Genomic DNA, 18,035 nt, shown 5'->3' on the forward strand with positions numbered 1-18,035 from the left:
CGGCGTCCCCGGCGGCAGCCCTCTCGCCGCGGCGCCGGGGCACCAGCCCGTCGGGACAGCTCGGCTACGGCGTGAAGCTGACCGGAAGGTGGTCGAGGCGGGTCTCCCAGGTGGAGGACGTGTCCGTGAGCTCGGCGGGGTCGACGGTCAGTCGAAGCTCGGGGAGGCGCTGGATCAGCACCTCCACGGCCGTTTCGATGATGGCCTGGCCCACCGCCTGCCCGGGGCATGCGTGGGGGCCGCTGCTGAACGCCAGGTGGGCATGGTTGCCGCTGACCCCGGTGCCGGTGTGCGGACGGATCTCCGGGTCCAGGTTGCCCGCGGCCAGGCCGAGGATGAGCAGGTCGCCCGCCTTGAGGCGCTGGCCGCCGAGTTCGCAGTCGGCGGTCGCGAACCGGCCGGGGAGCACGGACAGCGGCGCGGAGTTCCACATCATGTCCTCGACGATCGCTGCGGTGGTCAGCTGTCCGCTCACCAGGTCGGCGAGCGAGGAGCTGTTGCTGAGGATCGACTGGAGCACCCGGGCCAGCAGGTTGCTGGTGGTGGTGTGCGCCGCGATGAGCACGAGGCGCAGGTGGTTCTGCACCTCGTCGTCGTCCAGGCCGGCAGGGTGCTGGATCAGTCCGGTGGCGAAGTCGGGCCCTGGCTCGGCGCGTTTGTGCGACGTGAGGTCGGCGAGCACCCGTCCGATGCGCTCGTTGTGCACGAGGGCGTCCTCACCGCCCTTCATCACCTGGGCGCAGGACGCCGCCAGGTGTTTCCCGTCGGTCTCCGGCAGGCCGAAGAGCCGCGTGAGGACGAGCATCGGCAGATACTCGGCGTACTGGAGGACCAGATCGGCGCGTCCGGTGTGCACGAAGTCGTCGATCTGCCGGTGCGCGAAGTGGACGACGTGCCGGCGTATCCCCCGGTTGGCGACCGTCTCCATGCTGTCGGTGACCGCCCTGCGCAGCCGCTGATGGGCGTCCCCGTCCTGGGAGAGACAGTCGGGACGCCACCCCAGCATCGGAATGAGCGGCGAGGTGTCCGGGATCCGCCCCTCCCTCCAGTCCCCCCAGATGCGCGAATCCCGGCTGAACTGGCTGGGGTTGTCCAGCACCCGCCGGTTCTCCCGGTAACCGAGCACCAGCCAGGCGGGCACATCGCCCTCCAGCAGGACGGGCGCCACCGGCCCGTACTGCTTGCGCAGCCGGGAGTAGGTTCCGTACGGATCGACCGTGGACTCCGCCGCGTACAGCCGCGTCGTGGCGGCGCCGTGCCGGACAGGGCAGCCCCCGGACCGGTTCGGTACGTCAAGGTGCGGACTGTCGGAGGGCTGGGCGTTCATCGGGTCTCCAATGCGGAAACAGACCGTTCCTTGAGGTGGCGGATGAGCGCGATCAGCACATCGCGGCTCGACACCCGGTCGCGTGCGTCGCAGGTGACGATCGGCGTGTGCAGTGGGACGGCCAGGGCCTCCCGCACCTCCTCGACGGGATGGCTGCGGGCGTCGGGGAAGACGTTGAGGGCGATCACGAACGGCACGCCCAGCCTCTCCATCTCCTCGATGGCCCGGAAGCTGGACCTCAGCCGCCGGGTGTCCACCAGGACGACAGCGCCGAGGGCGCCCTTGCACAGGCCGTTCCACAGGAACCAGAACCGCTCCTGCCCGGGTGTGCCGAACAGGTACAGCACCAGTTGCTCGTTGAGGCTGATCCGGCCGAAGTCGAGGCTGACGGTGGTGCTCTTCTTGTCCGCCACGCCGACCAGGTCGTCAAGGCCGACGGTGGCCTGCGTGAGGGTTTCCTCAGTGGTGAGCGGCACGATTTCGCTGACCGAGCCGACCATGGTCGTCTTCCCCGTGCCGAAACCGCCGGCGACCATCACTTTGACCGACCGGCTTCCCGAGTGCAGCGCTTCCGCCCGTTGCGGAAACGCCGGCTGGTCAAAGCCGTTGAAGTCCACTGAGTACCTCCTCGAGAAGCGCGAGGTCGGGCCCGCTGTCGCCCGTACCTGCGATGGGATCGCGGGCTTCCACACGGCCTGTGTTCAGCAGGTCGGCCACCAGGACCGCGAGAATGTTGAAGGGCAGCCCGAGGTGCGCGCCCAGTTCGGCCACCGACAGCGGGTCGCGGCACATCCGGAGGATCGCGTCGTGCTCGGGCGGAATCCCCGGGTCCGGTGCGGAGCGGGCGACGACGAGGGTGGCCACATCGAGCGTCTCCGCTCCCACGGGGGGCGCGCTGCGGCCACTGGTGAGTACGTAGTAGCGCTCCAGCCCGGAGGGACCCGAGCCCGGCTGCGGTTCGGTCATCCAGGCTGCTCCTGCCGCGGAGCGGTGCCGAGGAGGTCGCCCATCCTGCGGGCGCAGTCCCTCATCTGGTGCCCCAGCACCCCCTGGTCGATCCCCGACCTGGCCAGCACGCCCAGATACGTCTCGGTTCCGGCGCGTACGACGAAGAGGTGTCCACCGTCGACCTCGATCCCGGCGAGCCGCAACTGGCCGTTGTGCTTGGGGAACTTTTCGGCGACGGGCTGGGCCAGCGACTGCAGGCCGGCGACGACGGCGGCGAACCGGTCGGCGTCGTCGGGGTCCGCGGCATAAGAGGTGATGGCCTTTCCGTCGGAGGAGGCCACCAGGGCGAAGCGGATCTCCGTGATGCTCTCCGCCAGATCGCGGAGCGCCCAGCTCAAGTCGGTCTGGTGCTGCGTCATGTGGCTAGTCACTCTCTGGTTGCTGGTCGAGGGGTTCGTGCGGGGCTTTCCCGTCCGCCGAGCCGCAGTTGGAGACGAACGCGGCCAGTCCGGCGAACGACTCCTCGGGCGGCACGCTCGAGGTGTCCGCTCCCGGCGCGGAGTCCATGTCCTGGCGCGGGCGCGGTACGTCGGGCTGCTTGCTCCGCTTGGGCAGCCCGCCCGGTGTGGTGGGTCCCGTGAACGGCTCCTCGTCGTCCGGAAGCCCGGAGCTGTCCGGAAGCCCGGAACCGTCCAGGCTTTCCGGAGCCGCCGCGGGAGCGGCGGCAGGGGCTGGAGTGGCAGCGGGCGGGCGCGTGGGCGAGGCCGGGAAGGAGGTGGTCTGCCGACGGGGGATCCGCGGCGTGGCCGGCTCGGAGTACATGGGCTTGTCGAGCGGCTTGAAGTACTTGTGCGGCACCACCACGACTGCGGCAGTGCCGAGCCATGGCGAGTCGTCGAACGTGACCGTGATGCCGTACCTGCGGGCGAGGTTGCCCACGACGCGCAGTCCGATCTGGGCGTCCTCCGCCAGGTCGCCCGGGCCCGCGCCGACGGGATCGCCGTTCAGCAGCCGCAGCGCGTAGCGCCGCTTGTCGTCCCTGAGTCCGGTGCCCGAGTCCTGGATCTCGATGCCCAGCCCGTTGGGCACCTCGCGGCCGGACACGATCACCTGTTCCACCGGCGGCGAGTACCGCGTCGCGTTGTCCATGAGGTGCGCGAGGATCAGCGTGAGGTGGTCGACCAGGCTGCCGTCCACGCCCAGTTGGGGCAGCCGGCGCAGCTGGATGCGCTTGTACTCCTTGATCCGTGACATGCCACCGCGGACCACGCTGATCAGCGGCTGGTGCTTCTGCCACTGCCTGGCGGGCCTCTCGGCGCCGCCCAGTACGACGATGCTGGCGGCCAGACAGTCGGCGGGACCGAGCTCCTGGTCCAGTTGCATCAGGTCCCGGGCAACCGCGGGGATGGCGTAGTGCACGCCCTGCATCTCGTGCAGCTGGTCACGGATCTTGCTCGTGTAGACCTGCATCCGGCTGCCGATGCTCACCACCGAGTTCCGAGCCGAGGTGCTGCGGTCGTACTCCTCCTCGATGTTGAGCATCGCGGTCCGCAGGATCTTCCTGAACGAGGCGCGGAACTCCTCCGGTACGTCCGGGTCCTCGGCGAGCGGGCGCAGCATGTCGTCCATCGCCTCGCCCGCGCGCAGTTCGTCGATCGCGTTGGGCAGGAACTCCTCGGCCAGCCGCAGCAGTTGCGTCTCGTGCCGCTCGGTCAGCCCGGCGAGCTGTTCGCGCAGTGCGGAGGTTTCGGCGGCGTGCTTCTGCTCCACGGCCGCCAGCCACTGCTCCCACTGTTCCTTGTCCCGCGCTGCCTGGGCCCGGTGCTTCTCCGCGGTCTGGCGGGCCCGGAGTTCCAAGGTCAGCAGTCGCTCGACGCACACGGCCGTGGCCGCCGTCGCCACCGCGCCGGCGACGAGAACGCCCGGCCTGGCCTCGGCCAGTCCGGCGGCCATCGCCACGGCCGTGACCACGCATATCGCTACGGGTAGTGACCACCAGGCGTACCAGGCAGCGGGCAGCCGGGCCGCGGGTGGGGTCGTGTCCTGTGCCATCTGGATCCTCAACAATTTGCTCTTGCGGGGCGGTCGGAAACGCACCAGCCGAATGGCCTGCTGGTGCTTGCTTTCGGTTCCCTTTCACGGGAGCCCGAAATGGTGTGGCGGCAGGCAGCGGCTCTCCGCGAGTGCGTCAACTCGCTGGGAGTCGGAGAGCTTAGCGAGGAGAAGTACCCTCTCGCAGAAGATGCCGTGTTCTGCCATACACCTCGGATTTCCGTTCGAGTGCCGGCGCCCTGGAGGACGCCCGGGACCGGTCGCCAGAGCCTTGCGCGAAATCCTCGGGTGGGGAGCCGCACTTTCGGAAAGTGTTGCCTTCTTGACCGAGTTCGTTCACTCTTGAACGGTCACGTGCGCGGGGCATCTGCCATCTGCCCATCTCGGATGTGCCCGCCGTTTGTTGGGGAGACTGCCCCTGGCGCCGGGGAGGAGCGCGCTTCGGCACCGTACGCCCCACCGCACCGCGCATGACATGCACCGCAACACCGACGTGAGGGTTCCCACGAGCAGGAGGACTCACCGATGGGACGAAGCGGCACCAGCAGCGAATTAGCAAACGTGGTCAGAAACGCTGTCAGGAGTTGTACGGAAGACTACAAGCGGCGCGAACAATCCGGCATTGTCCGCCGGAATGCGGCCGCCCGCCGGGAAGTTCGGCACAACGGCGGCATGACATTCCCCGTGGAAGGAGCACTGGCCCGCGCGCCCAGGGAATTCCCCGCACCCGACGAACAGGGCAAGGAACGCCTGCACAGGCTGGATGAATGCCTGTCCGTCATACAGCGGGCATTCCCCGGCATGGAGACCGGCATCAGTCTGTGCCGGCTCTCCTGCGCATTGCTGGAAGGCGCCTGGCGCGAGCGGGCTGAGCGCACGGACTCCCCCGCCGATGACGATTCGTGCACATGTACGCTCTGTGCTCATCTGCCCAAGCCGCTCAGGCGCAGCCTGGACGACTACGACTGGCGCAGGAGCGACGGGCGTCCGCTCACGGTCAAGACGTGGCCCTACCGGAAAGAGCTCGACAGCGTGCTGACCGGCGGCTGGGTGTGGACCCGGAAGATGAACGACTCCGACCGCAATCTCGGCCTCAGGTTCCGGCACGAGGACGACATCCTGGTGCTCCACGAGTACAAGCGTGTCGAGGCGGCGATCGAGGTGTCCGCCACCGCGCGGGTGGTGGAGCAGCGGCTGGCCGAGGACCGCGCGACCAACAGTGCGCGGGCCCTGATATGCGGCCTGTACGCCGCCTACAAGCGGTCCGTCGACGAGTACTGGCTGAAACGGCATGTGTCGGGCAGCGCCACGCTCTCCCAGTCGACGCCGCTCGACAAGCCGGCCTACACCCTGCTCCAGCTCATGGACTGCCTGTTCTGGCACGTCTCCCCCGACTCCGAGCTGTGGCAGGAGGAACACCTCGCCTCACTGGTGCTGTGCCGGGTGCTCAATGACATGACCGACGCCCGCGCGGACGCGGTCACCGGGGAGGGCAGCAACTTCTGGCTGAGCTCCATGTCCACGCACGACAAGGCACTGTACGGAGCCTGTGTGCTCGCGCTGATCAAGTACGGGTGCATGCCGGAGTCCCACGGCCTGCTGTGGAACACCTGGCTGATGGACACCACCATCGTCTGGGAGGGTCTGACCGGGCGGCACGCGCTGTGGTTCGACGGGATCACCAACGGCCTGCCTCCGATGGACGACTGCCCGCTGTGCGGCATCGAGCCCAACGCCTGCACCGGCCTGCTGACCGACGGCGTCGTACTGCGCACCGGCCACACCCCCACGGTGGGCGGTCTCGGCGAACGCGCGGCCCGGCTGTCGGCACGCTGCCGGTCGGAACACCCGCAGGTGTGGCGGCTGTTCGACCGGGAGCTCGCCGCGTTCGAGGCCCTGCACGGGGAATGGCACGGTGACGTCGGTACGGCGTGGGAGATACTGCGCCGCACCTACGTAGCCGCTGTTGTCGCTTCGCTGGCGGGCGGTGAGGGCGCCCGCGATGTCCAGGTCGACTCCGGGGAGGTGGGCGCGGCTCTCTTCCACGCCCTGCACCGGCCGGCGACGTGGAAGGAGGACACGGCCCTGCTGGCCTATATGTTCGGCTGCGCGCATCCGCATTTCCTTTGGAACGCGCAGGGGTATGTGCCTTCAGCCGTGGGCGGCGACTGGCTGGATGGCTGAGCGGTAGTTTGCCGTCGGCCTCCGACGAGGGTGCCCTCTCCGTTGTTGCGGGTAGGGGGTGCCCCTTGCTGACGCTTGCGGGCTGCGGCTTGCGTCGTGGCTTGTCGCGCAGTTCCCCGCGCCCCTGACGGGGCGCGGGGTCACGAGCTGGTGAGGATGACCAATTGTTGGGTCGCCCGGGTCATGGCGACATAGTGGTCGACAGTTCCTTCGACGCCCTCGCCGAAGTCCTCCGGGTCTATGAGGACGACGAGGTCGAACTCGAGGCCCTTGGACAGCTCCGGGGTCAGTGAGCGGACGCGGGGCTTCGTTCGGGACGTACGGTCCGCGCCGGTGGTGATGACGCAGGCGGTGCCGTCGGGGTGGGTGGCGAGCCAGGTGTCGAGGGTCGAGTCCAGGTCGGAGACGGAGCCGTGGACGACCGGGATGCCACTGCTGCGGATGGAGGTCGGCACGTTGGCGTCCGGGAGCACCGCGCGGATGACCGGCTCGGCCTCGGCCATGATTTCCTCCGGTGTCCGGTAGTTGATGCTCAGCGAAGCCAGGTTGATCCGGTCGAGGCCGATGCGGCGGAGCCGTTCCTGCCACGACTCCGTGAACCCGTGTCTGGCCTGGGCGCGGTCCCCGACGATGGTGAAGCTCCGGGACGGGCAGCGGAGCAGCAGCATCTGCCACTCCGCGTCGGTCAGTTCCTGTGCCTCGTCCACGACGATGTGCGCGAACGGACCGGCGAGCAGATCCTGATCGACGGGTGGCAGTTCGGCATCGTCGACCAGGCTGTTCCGGGCGTCCGCGCCGCGCAGCATCGTCACCAGGCCCTCGCCGTCGTCACCGTCGGCACCGGAGACGGCCGCTGCCTCGATCAGGTTGTCGACCACCTGCGCCATGCGCTCGCGCTGGCCGGCGAGGATGGCCGCGTGCCGGCGCTTCCGGCGGGCCGCCTCCGGGTCGCCGAGCCGCTGCCGTGCCGCGTCCAAGAGCGGCAGGTCGGACACCGTCCAGGACTGGGGGGCCTCCTTGCGCTGTAGCTTGCGCACCTCGTCGCGGCTGAGCCAGGGAGCGCACATCCGCAGATAGGCGGGTACCGACCACAGGTCCCCGACGAGGTCGGCCGCTTCGAGCAGCGGCCATGCCCGGTTGAGGGTCGTGACCAGCTCCTCGTCGTGCAGCAGCGACCGCCGGAAGAGGTCGGGCGGGACATCGCCGCCGAGCTTGTCCAGCAGAATCGCGACCAGCTCCGCCCAGATCTGCTCGCGTGCCTCGTTGTGCGGAGTGCCTGGTTCCACCGCGTCGAACGCCTCGGCCCAGTCGTCGGCGCTCAGCTGGATGTCGGCCCAGTCGGTCGTGACCGTCATCCCCTCGGCGGGCGGCTCCTCGTAGAACCTGACGGCCTTCTCGATCGCCCGCACCATGTCCGCGGACGACTTCAGGAGGGCCACCTCCGGATCGGCCTCGACCGCTGCCGTGGCTCCCTCGGCCACGAGGTCCCACAGGGTGCAGGTCTGCACGCCCTCCTCCCCGAGGCTCGGCAGGACATCCGCGACGTACGCCAGATAGGGCCGGTGCGGACCGACGAACAGCACACCGCCCCGGCGGTGACCCAGACGGGGGTCGGAGTGGAGGAGGTAGGCGGAGCGGTGCAGGGCGACGACGGTCTTCCCCGTACCCGGGCCGCCGTCGACGACGAGAGCGCCGCGTGATCCCGCGCGGATGATGGCGTCCTGGTCGGCCTGGATGGTGCTGAGTACGTCGCGCATCCGTTCCGACCTGTTGCTGCCCAGGCTGGCGATGAACGCGGACTGGTCGTCGAGCGCGGCGTGCCCTTCGCAGCGCCTGATCAGCTCGTCTCCGACAAGACCGTCCGGGGTGAACACCTCGTCCCAGTAGTCGCTGATCCGGGCGGGGGTCCCCCCACCAGCGCGGAGCCGAGAGTGGGTGAGGGTCCAGCGGTATCTGCGGCGGCTCGCCAGGCCCATCGGATTGGCGTGGGTGGCTCCGAAGAACGGCTCGGCCGCGGGTGACCGCCAGTCGACCAGCAGCCGGCGTCCCTCGCTGTCCGTCAGGCCGAGCCGTCCGACGTACACCGGCTCGGGGTCGTCCGCGCCGACCATGCGCCCGAGGCACAGGTCGAGACCGAAGCGGCGCAGCGTGCGCAGCCGAGCGGTCAGCCGGTGGATCTCGGCGTCCCGGTCCATCGCCTGCCGGCCGGTGCCGCCGGGTGCCCTGCGTGCGGCATCGAGGTTGTCGGACAGTTCGGCGATCGTCTGCTCCAGGCTCTCGGCGATGGCCGCGAAGTGCTGCTCGTCACCGGCGATCAGCGTCGGGTCCGCCTTGGGGGAAAGGTGGTCGGGAAGGTCAAACACGCTGGTGGTCAGCGGGTGCACGGCATGGGCTCCGTTCTGGGATCGCTCGCGGCAATGGCGCGCGGCAAGGTGTCCGTACTGGCGTGACGAACCTGGTGGGCGTGGTGAGCAACACACCGACTGATGTGGGCCGCCCGTGCCGTTGTCGGTTCAGGTCGTGGAGGTGTGCGGGTGTGCGGTGCTGGTGTTCCGCACCCGGCTCGACGGTTCCCGCGGGTGCGCGGGACCCTGCGGCTCAGCCCGCGTCGAGCAGCAGCTTCGCGGCCACCGACGCGCCGTCGGTGGCCATCGTGGCGGCCACGGCCCTCGCTCGTACGTGGGTCTCCGGGGCCAGTGCCGTGGTGAGCGCGGCCGACACGGACTCGGTCGTCGGCGTAGGACCGTCATGTGCCGCGCCGATGCCCAGCTCGGCCACTCGCCCGGCCCAGTACGGCTGGTCAGCGCCCTGGGGCAGCACCACTTGGGGCACGCCGGCCCGGGCGGCCGTCGTCGTGGTGCCCGCGCCGCCGTGGTGCACAACGGCGGCCACCTGGCCGAACAGTGCCTGATGGTTGACCTCGCCGACGGCGAAGCAGTCGTCCCGGTCGTCGATCAGATCAAGGCCGGCCCAGCCGCGGGCCACGAGGACGCGGCGGCCCTGCGCGCGGACCGCCTCGACGGCCACCTGGGCGACGTCCGTCGCCCCGCGCATGGCCGCGCTGCCGAAGCCGACGTACACGGGTGGTGTGCCGGCCTCCAGGAACGCCACCAGCTCGTCCGGAAGCGGGCGTTCGTCGGGCTGGAGCCACGCGCCGGTCTGTACGACGTCGAGCTCTCCGGTCTCCTGCCACGGGTCCAGGACCGGGTCCGTGGCCAGCCACGGCCGGTCGCCGATGACGTAGTCGCGGACGGTGTCCACCGGCGGCAGGCCGATCGCTGCCCGCTCGGCGTTGAGCGCCTCGCCGAAGAGTTCGTCGATGCTCCGGGCGTCCAGGTCCCACAGCACCCGGTTGTCGGTCACCTCCGGTGGGAACGGCCGACCCGGATACGCGATCGGCGGGTGGTGCGGCGACGGCAGGGTGAGCTGCTGAAACGTCGCGTATACGTAGCGGATGCCCAGTTTCTCGGCCACCGACCGCGCTCCGGCCGCGGCCGGCATCAAGCCGGTCGCCACCAGCGCGTCACACCCCTCGGCCACCGCGGGGAGCGCGTCGAGCTGCGCGGCGATCAGCTCGGCAGCGCGCCGGGGCAGGTCGGCCGGCGACGGCGGCTTCGTCCCGGTCGCCAGCGCGCGCACCGACCGGCCGACCGGCACCAGTGGCACGCCGACCCCTGCCAGCCGCTCCGCGAACTCCTCGTCCGGCGGCGCGCACACCCGCACCTCCGCGCCCAGTTCCCGCAACCGCACCGCGAGCCCCACCAGCGGCTCGACGCCGCCGCGCGAGTCGTACCCCGACAACACCACATGCATTTCGTGACTCTCATTTCCGCAGGCTCCGGCTCAGGTCCGTGAGTCTGCGGCACCACCGGGGCCTTGCCGCAAGCCCCCCAGTGCGCTATACCTTGAGCATGGCAGGGAGTAGCGATCTCCTTGCCTTTCCTTTTTGGCCGCACCTTTTGCGGCCCCGGATGCCGGCTCCGGCAGGCCGGCAGGTTCAGGCCCACGGGGCGCACGCCGCACCCCGCGCGCGCCGGTGGATGGCGACCGGCGCCCGCCCTGACCCCGGTCCGGGTGTGTGAGTACGGTGATCCTCCGCCCGAAGCGGCGCCCATCCGGAGGAAACCGTGGCCCCAAGTCCTGCCCCAGCGCCCGGCGTTGACGTAACCGAGCAGCTCCCCCGGCCCCAGTGCCCGCATACCGGAGAGTCGGTATGAGGCAAGGGGCCGATGCGGACGGTCCGGCGTCGGTCGGCGAAGAGCAGCCGCGCGAGAGGGCGGCCGTGGACGGAGTCTCAGCAGCGGAACAGGAGCTGTTCGGCGGGCGGTTGCGCTGGGACCAGTCGTTCGTCGAGCACGAGGGCGCACTGGCACGTGTGCGGTTCGGGCAGCTGGCTGCCGCGCTGCCGCGGATGGTGGGCGTCGTGCTGCGGGCCGGATGGGGCGCGGACCCCCGGGCGCTGGCCGGGCTGGTGACAGCGCAGATCGGCCAGGGGCTGACGGCGGCGTTCGGGCTCGTGGCGGTCAACGGCGTACTCAACGAGCTGTTCGCGAACGGTCCGGCCGGCGACAAGCTGGAGCAGTCCCTGCCCGCGCTCGCGATGCTGGCCGTCGTCTCCGTGGGCACCGCGTTGCTCGCGGCCTGGTCGACGGCGATGTCCGGGCGGTTGGAGCCGCAGGTCGAGCGAGCCGTCTCCATCCGGTACTACCGCGCGGTCGCACGGGTGGAAGTCGTGGCAACCGAGCAGCCGCATGTGCAACGGCACCTGGAGGCAGGCAAGTTCGGCACCGACTCGGCAAGGCGCATGCTCGGCCTGTCCGTAGGCGTCGCCAACGTCGTGATCGGCCTGGTGGCCGCAGCCGTCGTACTGGCCTCGCTGCACTGGGCACTGCTGCCGATGCTGCTGGCGATCGCCCTGCCCAAGGGCTGGGGAGCAGTGCGCTCGGCACGCCGGGAGTACATCTCACGGCGGCACTGGGTGGATCACCGGCGAGCGGTCACCACGCTGCTGCAGTACCTGACGATGCCGCACGCCGCCGGAGAGGTCCGGGCCCACGCGGCCGGCTCGCTGCTGCTGCGCGGGTACGAGGAGATGTCGGGGCTGATGGAGAACGAACAGCGGCGCCTGGCCCGGGCGCAGGCCCACACCGATCTGGTCGCCGGTGCGTTCTCCGGCGTGGCGTCCTTGGGCTGTTACGGAGTGCTGTGGTGGCTGCTGACCAGCGGCGGTCTCCCGCTGGCCGTCGGTGGCACCGCGGTCGTCGCCATCCGCAACTCCACTGCCCGGCTCACCTCCCTGGTCCAGCAGGTCAACCGCATGTACGAGGAGATGCTGCAGCTCAGCGACACCGAGGAAGCCACGGAGCTGGCGGCCCGGCACGCCATCCCGCAGACCGGCAAACCGCTGCCCTCGCCGGTACGGGCGATCCAGGTGCGGGACGTCTCCTTCACCTACCCGGGCGCCGAGGTGCCCTCGCTGCGCGGCGTCGACGTCTCCGTACGGCGGGGTGAGGTGACCGCACTCGTCGGTGCGAACGGCTCGGGCAAGTCCACGCTGGCCAAGATCCTGGCCGGGCTGCTGCTGCCCAGCAGCGGCAAGGTGTGGTGGGAGGGACCGGAGGGAGAACGGGTGGAGGCAGCCGAGGCCGACCGGGACCAGATCTTCCGCTCCGTCGGTCTGCTGGCGCAGGACTTCCCCAACTGGCAGATGACAGCTGCCGCGAACATCGCCATCGGTGCCGGTGACCGTCCCCGGGACATGGCCCGGGTCAAGGACGCCGCGCGGGCTGCCGATGTGGATGCGCTGGTCGAGGGCCTGCCATACGGCTGGGACTCCATCGTCTTCAAGGGGTACGAACGCGGCGTCCAGCTCTCGGGCGGACAGTGGCAGAAACTGGGCAACGCCCGCAGCCGCTACCGCGACGCGCCGTTCCTCCTCGTCGACGAGCCGACCTCCGCGCTCGATCCACACGCCGAGATCGAGGCGTTCGAGCGGCTGCGGACACTGGCCGACAGCGGCACCGCGGTGGTGCTGATCACCCATCGGCTCGCCGCGACGGCCACGGCGGACCACATCTATGTCCTCGGCCATGGGCGCGTTGCCGAACACGGCACCCATGAGCAGCTGATGGGCATTTCCGGCGGCCTGTATCAGGGCATGTTCGAGGCGCAGGCCGCGCAATATGGGCTCGCCTCGTCGCGAGGGCCGGCCCTCCCGTTCCAGTGTGAGGGGGGTGCCCCTGCCTGATGTACGCAGACTGCGGGTGCGTCGTGGTCGCTCGCGCAGTTCCCCGCGCCCCTGACGGGGCGCGGCAGAAATGGGGCGTGTGCTCGTCAAGTGACCGTTGTTACAGGTGTGTTGACGCTGTCCGCGGCGCTCGGTTACGTTCCTTGAGCGCCCTGAGATAAATCCGGCATCTCCAAGCGCCGATTCCTCGGGGAAATCCATGTGCTCCTCTCGGAGGGAAACAACATGAACAGCGAATGGGAATCCGCCGACGAATTCTCTCTCGACCTGCGCGTCCGTTACGTGGAAACCCCGGCCGTCTCCGCCGGGATGGTGACCCAGGAGCCGAATTGCGGGGCCGGGACGTCGCGGGCGACGTGTCCCGGGGCGTCCTGCGACTGACTCCGCATACACGCCTCATGGCAGGCCACGCGGAGGGTGTCGCGGTCCGTATCAGTGGGACGGGTGAGCCCTCCGGGTGGTCGCTTTCTTATGGACCTGGGAGTTCTTACGGACCTGGGAGGGGAGCCGCGCCGTGGAGTCGCGTTCCGTGCGGAAGGTGAGCGACGACGAGGCTCTGCGCCTGGCCCGTGGCACGGCCGAGCGGCTGGCGGCGTCGGCCGGAGACGCCGAGGGGCAAGTGGATCTGGCGCAGGGCGCACCAGGCGTAGCGCTCGCCCTCCGATACGCCGCGGAAGTGTTCGATGACGACCGCTGTCTGAAGGCGGGCCAGCTCCAGCTACGTCGTACCGCCGAGGCGAGTGCCAACGCGCCGTTGGCGGCAGCGGGGCTGTACAGCGGGACCGCGGGCGTCGTCTGGGTGGTGGCCGAGTACGCCCGCCTGGAGCCGCGCTACCTCCCGGCGCTCGCGACGATGACCGACCAGCTCGGCCGGCAGGCGCTGGCCCTGAAGCTCTCCCTCTCCGCCGAGAGCGTCGCCTCCTACGACTACGACGTCATCGATGGCGCGGCCGGCCAGCTTTCCGCGCTGCTCAAGGCCGCTGACGTGCTCGGCGAGCCCGCGACCGGCGCCGCGCGGGAGGCCACCGACCGGCTTGTCGACTACCTCCTGGAGCTGACCCGCGACGACGGCGGCAGGCCCCGGTGGTTCTGCGCGCCCTCCCGCTATCCCGCCGCTCCGGGCACCGACGGACAGCCGGTCACGCTTCCGTGGTACTTGAAGAACTTCCCCGACGGCATGTTCAATCTCGGCTTCGCCCACGGGCCGCCGGGCATCCTCGCGGCGCTCTGCCGCGCCGACGCAGCCCATACGACGGGCATCGCGGGCTGGAACGAGCGGGGAGACACGCGGGTCCGCCGGGTGCGGCAGCGGATCGGTGACCTCGTCCGGCAGCTCGACGCATGGCGTATCCCAGGACTCGACCATCCGACGTGGGCCGCCGCTCTGCCGCCCGACCCGGACACCGGGCGCCCCGACACCACCGCCGAGCAGGTGCCGGGCCGGGCCGCGTGGTGCTACGGCGCACCCGGCGTCGCCGTGTCCCTGCTGTCGGCGTCCGCGGCCGGCGGCGACCCGGAGCCGGCCGAGCTTGCGGCGGCCGCGCTCGCCGGTGTCGAACGCACCCCTGTCGAGCAGTGGAACGTGTTCTCTCCCACGGTGTGCCACGGGCTGTCGGGGCTGCTGGCCATCTGCGGCCGTGCCGCCGCACAGACCAGCGCGCCGGGCCTGCGGCGGATGTGTGACGACCTCCGGGCGCGGGTCTGCGCGCACGCGGACCCGGACCACCCCCACCTGTTCCCCGATCAGCCCGCACGGGGAGAACTGGAGCACCACGCCGGGCTGTTGAACGGCGCGGCCGGAGTCCTGCTCACCCTGCTCGGTACCGTGTCGCGCGCGGCGGCCGAGTGGGACGAGGTGCTGTTCCTGACCCGGGCCGATGTGCGGGCGTGAATCGGGCGTGAACGCTACGTGAGCCACTCGACCGCCGACACCTACCGGGCATGCGGGTTCTTCATGCTGAGGGCGCCCGCCCTGCCCGCTCGCCCGATGCTGGAACTGCTGAGGTCGCTGTCGTCCGTAGCGGACGGCGACGCCGGGCACACCGACGCCTGGCAGGACGACTACGCGGAAAAGCTGCTGAAGCTGTGGTGGACCCCGGGCGTGGCCGACGCCGTACGGGTCGCCACATCTCATCTGGCGGACGCCGTAGAGCGGTTCGACCGGCTCACCCGCAAGGACCGCCGCCGGGCCGTGCGCAGCCTGGGCCGCTATCTGAACCGGATGAGCTTCCGCTCGACGCCTCTCGGGCTCGTCGCGGGCGTGGCCACAGGTGTGTTCGGCGAGCAGCAGCGCACCCGGCTCGGCCCGTCCGCCATGGGAGCCGCCCGGGCCCGCGCCGACGCGGGCTGGGTCATGCACCTGGTCAAGCGGCTCGCCTTCGCCGACGGGCGTTCCGGGGACGTCCGGGTACGGCGCAACGATCTGCTCCATGTGGCCCGCGGCCGGGTGTGGCTGCCCACCGCTGACGGCTACGGGGAGGGCGACGCAGCCGACGCAACTTCGGACGCCGACGGCACGCCCAGGAGCCGGCGCTCCGTCAGCGTGCGGCTCACGGCTCCGGTGCGGTCCGTACTCGACCACACCCGTACGCCGACGACGCTCGGCCGGCTGACCGCCCTGCTCACCGACGCCTATCCGAACGCCGGTGCGGAGCGGATCGCCGCCCTGCTCGGCGGCCTCCTCGACAGCGACATCCTCATCACGGCCGAGCGCCCGCGCCTGCTCACCCCGCCGACCGATCGGGCAGACCCGGCCGACGCCTCCTCGCCATCGGTGAGCTCCCCGGAAGTGCTGCTGCGGTCGATGCTGCCGCCCGTCACCGACCCGTCAGTCGCCCAGGCGATCGACGAGGTGGAGGCCGCGATCGGCGCGTTCAACCGGGGCGAGCTCCCCGTGTCGGAGCTGCTGAGGACGGCCAGCGCGCCGATGCCCACCGCACTCGGCGGATACGACGGGCCCACCCTCCAGATCGACGCCGCGCTGGCCGTCGACCCGCCCCTGGTGCTCCCCCGACCGGTGGCCGCCCTGGCGGAGGAGGCCGCACATGTGCTGGCCCGTGTGGGTACGGAGCACCGCTACCCGCCGCATCTGACGGAGTACGCCGACGCCTTCTGCGAACGGTACGGCGACCAGTCGGAAATCCCGGTGCTGGAGGCGCTGTCCGCGGAGACCGGCCTGGGGCCGCCCCGCGGATACCGCTCCCCGCCACGGGAGTTCCCCCTGCCCGGCGTCGGCAGGGAGCCCGCCGCCCGGTCGGCACGGGAGGCCGCGCTGACCCGGCTGGTGGCGACGGCCCTCGCACGGCGGGAGCCGAGCGTCCAGCTCGACGACCGGCTGCTCGGCGAGCTCGCCGACGCCTCCGCCGCCCCGGACGACGACCGGCCCCCGCCGCCCGTACTCGACCTGTACCTCGAACTGATGGCCCCGAGCTCCGGCGGCGAGGGCTGGCGTGCCGTCTGCAGCACCATCGGGGTGGCGTCGGGCGGCCGGACCTTCGCCCGGTTCCACGATCTGCTCGACGCGGATGTCCGGGCCTCGCTCCAGGACCTGGCCGCCGCCGAGGAGCAGCGCCAGGGCGACGCCGTCTGCGCCGAGCTGGCGTATCTCCCCGGGGACGCCCGGCTGGTGAACGTCTCGATCCGCCCCACAGCCCATGCGTGGGAGCTGCCGGTCAATGTCACGCCCGGCCGGGACGAGTCGCGGGTGATCCGCCTGGACGATGTCCTCGTCGGCGTGGCCGACGGAAAGCTCTATCTGCGCAGCCGCACCCTGGGCCGACGGCTGCACATCACCCAGCGCACGCTGCTCAACTGGCTGGGAGCGCCGAACGCGTGCCGGTTCCTGCTGGAGGTCTCCGGCGCGCTCTCGGGGTCGATCGCTTCGTTCAGCTGGGGTGAGCTGAGCGGGACCATGCCGTTCCTGCCCCGCGTCGAGCGAGGGAACCTGGTGCTGCGCCGCGCGCAGTGGCGGCTGCGCGAACCCGACGTCGCTCCTCCCGGCGGCCGGGGCGGCGGCAGCGGAGCCGACGGGCAGGCCGCGTTCGCCGAGGCCGTCAACGCCTGGGCCGAGACATGGCTGGTGCCCCGCCTGGTCAACATCGTCAGCTACGACAACACCCTGCTGCTCGACCTCACCAGCGCGCCCTGCCTGCGCGAGCTGCGGGAGACGCTGGCACGGGCCGGCGAGGAAGGGATCGTCCTGGAGGAGGTGCTGCCCGCACCCGACGAGGGCTTCCTGCGCGACGCTGCCGGTGAGCCGTACGCCTCCGAGGTCGTGGTGCCCCTCGTCAGGGCCGGTCAGGACCCGGGTCCGCCGGCCCGGCGCGTCGGGGTACGCGCGGCTCGCGCCCGCACCGACGGCGCATGGGACGGGCAGGACGGCCGGGACGGGCCTGAAGGACGGATCAAGCGGGTCGGCAGCGACTGGCTGGCCGTCAAGCTCTACGCCGAGCCGGACGCCCATGACACGCTGCTGAGGGTGGGCCTGGCCGCCCTCGCGGAGCAGCTGTCCGAACGGTACGGCGTGGCAGCGCCGTTCTTCGTACGCTACGCCGATCCGGCCCCCCACCTGCGCATACGGTTCTTCGTGCCCGACGAGGCCACGCGTCAGGAGGTGCTGCGCGATGTGACCGCCTGGACCTACGACCTCGCTCGCGGCGGGCACATCTCGGACCACACCTTCGTGAGCTACCAGCGCGAGGTGGAGCGTTACGGCGGTCCGGAACTCATCGCCGATGCGGAGGACTGGTTCCGGCGGGACAGCACGGCCGTCGTTCAACTCCTCCGGCACGTTCGCGGCGGCGGGACCGGCCTGCCGGACCCTGGCCCGCTGCCGGACCTGGGCGCGGACACGGACCTCGGCCGTGTCGCGCTGGTCGCTCTCACCCTCGACCGGCTGTGCGCCTGTCTGATCCCCGAGGCAGAGGCGCGGCACGCCATCGCTCGCGTCGCAGCGACGCAGAACGCCGGCGGCAGCGTCTACCGGGCTGCCGGGCGGAGCCTGTGGACCGCCCGCACCGGCGACGGCCCGACCCGCCTGCTGCTCGACGAGGCCGCCGCCTCCTGGCGCCCGGCCGCGGAGCGACTGACGCGGCGGATGGCCGAGTTGGCGCGGACAGGCCGACTCCAGGCGGGCCGCGACAGCATCGTGCTGAGCCTGCTGCACATGCACTGCAACCGCATGGGGCTACGCCGCGGCGAGGAGGAGCTCGCGTACGGGGTGTGGCGACGGCTCCTCGACCGGGCCGCGCACGCCTCACGCTCGGGCCCGTGAGACGC

At 71.0% G+C, this 18,035-nt stretch carries 12 protein-coding genes; 5 read left to right on the forward strand and 7 right to left on the reverse strand.

The genetic code is table 11. The annotated features are described in order from the left end of the window. Positions 1-64: 64 nt before the first annotated feature. Genes ACQEU8_RS07010 through ACQEU8_RS07030 form a run of 5 tightly spaced genes read right to left on the reverse strand, consistent with a single transcriptional unit; the run spans position 65 to position 4,327 of the window. Positions 65-1,327 (reverse strand): cytochrome P450, encoded by a 1,263-nt coding sequence (locus tag ACQEU8_RS07010; protein ID WP_433097942.1) that lies wholly within the window; start codon positions 1,325-1,327, stop codon positions 65-67. Next, positions 1,324-1,944, reverse strand: a complete 621-nt coding sequence (locus tag ACQEU8_RS07015) for a GTP-binding protein (protein WP_433097944.1) — start codon at positions 1,942-1,944, stop codon at positions 1,324-1,326. Before ACQEU8_RS07015 ends, ACQEU8_RS07010 begins: the two co-directional genes overlap by 4 nt. Beyond that, positions 1,925-2,293, reverse strand: coding sequence for a DUF742 domain-containing protein (locus ACQEU8_RS07020; RefSeq protein WP_433097946.1), 369 nt, complete (start codon positions 2,291-2,293; stop codon positions 1,925-1,927). The genes ACQEU8_RS07015 and ACQEU8_RS07020 overlap by 20 nt, the downstream gene beginning before the upstream one ends. After that, positions 2,290-2,694, reverse strand: a complete 405-nt coding sequence (locus ACQEU8_RS07025) for a roadblock/LC7 domain-containing protein (protein WP_433097948.1) — start codon at positions 2,692-2,694, stop codon at positions 2,290-2,292. The genes ACQEU8_RS07020 and ACQEU8_RS07025 overlap by 4 nt, the downstream gene beginning before the upstream one ends. 4 nt (positions 2,695-2,698) lie before the next feature. After that, positions 2,699-4,327, reverse strand: coding sequence for an ATP-binding protein (locus ACQEU8_RS07030; RefSeq protein ID WP_433097950.1), 1,629 nt, complete (start codon positions 4,325-4,327; stop codon positions 2,699-2,701). A 672-nt stretch (positions 4,328-4,999) separates the two neighbouring features. Between ACQEU8_RS07030 and ACQEU8_RS07035 the strand changes: the two genes are divergently transcribed. After that, a complete protein-coding gene (locus ACQEU8_RS07035) occupies positions 5,000-6,511 on the forward strand; it encodes a hypothetical protein (RefSeq protein WP_433097952.1) in 1,512 nt (503 codons plus the stop codon). 140 nt (positions 6,512-6,651) lie between these two features. Here ACQEU8_RS07035 and helR read toward each other — a convergent pair whose 3' ends face one another. Continuing rightward, positions 6,652-8,895, reverse strand: a complete 2,244-nt coding sequence (gene helR / locus ACQEU8_RS07040; protein WP_433097954.1) for an RNA polymerase recycling motor ATPase HelR — start codon at positions 8,893-8,895, stop codon at positions 6,652-6,654. 214 nt (positions 8,896-9,109) lie between these two features. Beyond that, positions 9,110-10,324 carry a glycosyltransferase gene (locus ACQEU8_RS07045; protein WP_433097956.1) on the reverse strand — a complete coding sequence of 405 codons (1,215 nt, stop codon included), beginning with the start codon at positions 10,322-10,324 and terminating at the stop codon, positions 9,110-9,112. Between the two features lie 400 nt (positions 10,325-10,724). On the opposite strand from ACQEU8_RS07045, the gene ACQEU8_RS07050 reads away from it, so the two are divergent. From ACQEU8_RS07050 to ACQEU8_RS07065, 4 genes are all read left to right on the forward strand, one after another. Next, positions 10,725-12,758 (forward strand): ATP-binding cassette domain-containing protein, encoded by a 2,034-nt coding sequence (locus ACQEU8_RS07050; RefSeq protein WP_433097958.1) that lies wholly within the window; start codon positions 10,725-10,727, stop codon positions 12,756-12,758. A gap of 225 nt (positions 12,759-12,983) precedes the next feature. Further along, complete coding sequence (locus ACQEU8_RS07055; RefSeq protein WP_433097960.1) at positions 12,984-13,139, forward strand: hypothetical protein; 156 nt, start codon at positions 12,984-12,986, stop codon at positions 13,137-13,139. 133 nt (positions 13,140-13,272) lie between these two features. After that, complete coding sequence (locus ACQEU8_RS07060) at positions 13,273-14,649, forward strand: lanthionine synthetase C family protein (protein WP_433097962.1); 1,377 nt, start codon at positions 13,273-13,275, stop codon at positions 14,647-14,649. An 18-nt stretch (positions 14,650-14,667) separates the two neighbouring features. Continuing rightward, entirely contained in the window at positions 14,668-18,030 is a 3,363-nt protein-coding gene (locus ACQEU8_RS07065; protein ID WP_433097964.1) for a lantibiotic dehydratase, read from the forward strand. Positions 18,031-18,035 lie beyond the last annotated feature (5 nt).

Source organism: Streptomyces sp. CA-250714 (assembly GCF_050936705.1).
GTDB lineage: Bacteria > Actinomycetota > Actinomycetes > Streptomycetales > Streptomycetaceae > Streptomyces.

Bases quoted from the DNA above. Each gene is read 5' to 3' on its own strand.
- ACQEU8_RS07010 (WP_433097942.1), bottom strand. From the start codon at position 1,327: ATGAACGCCCAGCCCTCCGACAGTCCGCACCTTGACGTACCGAACCGG.
- ACQEU8_RS07020 (WP_433097946.1), bottom strand. From the start codon at position 2,293: ATGACCGAACCGCAGCCGGGCTCGGGTCCCTCCGGGCTGGAGCGCTAC.
- ACQEU8_RS07025 (WP_433097948.1), bottom strand. From the start codon at position 2,694: ATGACGCAGCACCAGACCGACTTGAGCTGGGCGCTCCGCGATCTGGCG.
- ACQEU8_RS07030 (WP_433097950.1), bottom strand. From the start codon at position 4,327: ATGGCACAGGACACGACCCCACCCGCGGCCCGGCTGCCCGCTGCCTGG.
- ACQEU8_RS07035 (WP_433097952.1), top strand. From the start codon at position 5,000: ATGACATTCCCCGTGGAAGGAGCACTGGCCCGCGCGCCCAGGGAATTC.
- ACQEU8_RS07045 (WP_433097956.1), bottom strand. From the start codon at position 10,324: ATGCATGTGGTGTTGTCGGGGTACGACTCGCGCGGCGGCGTCGAGCCG.
- ACQEU8_RS07050 (WP_433097958.1), top strand. From the start codon at position 10,725: ATGAGGCAAGGGGCCGATGCGGACGGTCCGGCGTCGGTCGGCGAAGAG.
- ACQEU8_RS07055 (WP_433097960.1), top strand. From the start codon at position 12,984: ATGAACAGCGAATGGGAATCCGCCGACGAATTCTCTCTCGACCTGCGC.